The 1,178-nt window shown below is 51.0% G+C and carries 1 protein-coding gene; it reads left to right on the forward strand.

Translation table 11 applies throughout. The annotated features are described in order from the left end of the window. On the forward strand, nucleotides 1-1,010 hold a 1,010-nt coding region (locus C5469_RS22790), incomplete at its 5' end, for a DUF2345 domain-containing protein (RefSeq protein ID WP_166310970.1). Nucleotides 1,011-1,178: the final 168 nt, after the last annotated feature.

Below are 1,178 nucleotides of genomic sequence, written 5' to 3' on the forward strand. Positions count from 1 at the left end.
CGGGGACGGAAGTGGCGATTGCGTTTGAAGGGGGCGACCCGGACCGGCCTTATATCGCTCACGCGCTGCACGACTCGAAACACCCGGATCACGTCGCATTTTATAACTACAAACGTAACGTGCTGCGTACCCCGGCGAATAACAAACTGCGGATGGATGACGAGCGGGGCAAAGAGCACATCAAACTCAGTACTGAATATGGCGGTAAGAGCCAGCTGAATCTGGGGCATCTTGTCGATGGTCAGCGCCCGCATCCGAAGAAACGGGGCGAGGGCTTTGAACTGCGCACCGATAGCTGGGGGGTGCTCCGCGCGGGTAAGGGGTTGTTTATCAGTGCGGATGAACAGGCTAAAGCCGGGGGACCGGTGCTGGAGATGCAGGCGGCAATCAGTCAGTTGAATGTGGCGAGTGAACAGATGCAGGCCATTTCCACTGATGCACAGACGGTTAATGGGTCTGCGGCTGATATTAATGCTCAGCTGATGATGTTACGACAGAACCTTGAACAGCTGAAATCGGCTGTATTGCTGATGAGTGCGCCAAAGGGGATTTCGATGACCAGTGGTCAGCATCTGCAACTGGCGGCAACAGAAAACCTGATCGCCAATGCAGGTAAGCATGCGGATATTGGGGTGGTAAAGAATTTCTTCATCGGTGTTGGTCAGACTTTCAGCCTGTTTGTCCGCAAATTGGGCATTAAGCTGATTGCCAATCAGGGTGCGGTTTCTGTTCAGGCACAAAATGACCTGATGGAATTACTGGCTCGCAAAGTGATCAACATAACCAGCACGGAAGAGGAGATTTATATCACGGCAAAGAAAAAGATCACCCTTAATGCGGGCGGCTCTTATCTCACGCTTGATCCCTACAAAATTGAGCAGGGAACCGCAGGGGATTACCTGATTAAGTGTGCCAGTTTTGAGCGAACAGGGGCAGCCAGCCAGAAAACAGAATCGACAACTTTACCAGTTAAAGCAGAAGAACCCCAAAAACGTTGGCGATTTTCCTGAGCAATTTAACGAATTAACCTGACTAAATGATTTAAGGAGTCAAAAAATGATTATCAGTCCTCCCCTGTTGCGGGATAAATCCGATAGTGAAAGTGATCCAGCCTGGGTAAATAGAATGATCCCGGTGGACGCCCAGCGGGGTTTCCCGGTGAATGTCTGGCATACCTG

The sequence above is a fragment of the Photorhabdus cinerea genome, from assembly GCF_011189575.1.
Taxonomy (GTDB): Bacteria; Pseudomonadota; Gammaproteobacteria; order Enterobacterales; family Enterobacteriaceae; genus Photorhabdus; species Photorhabdus cinerea.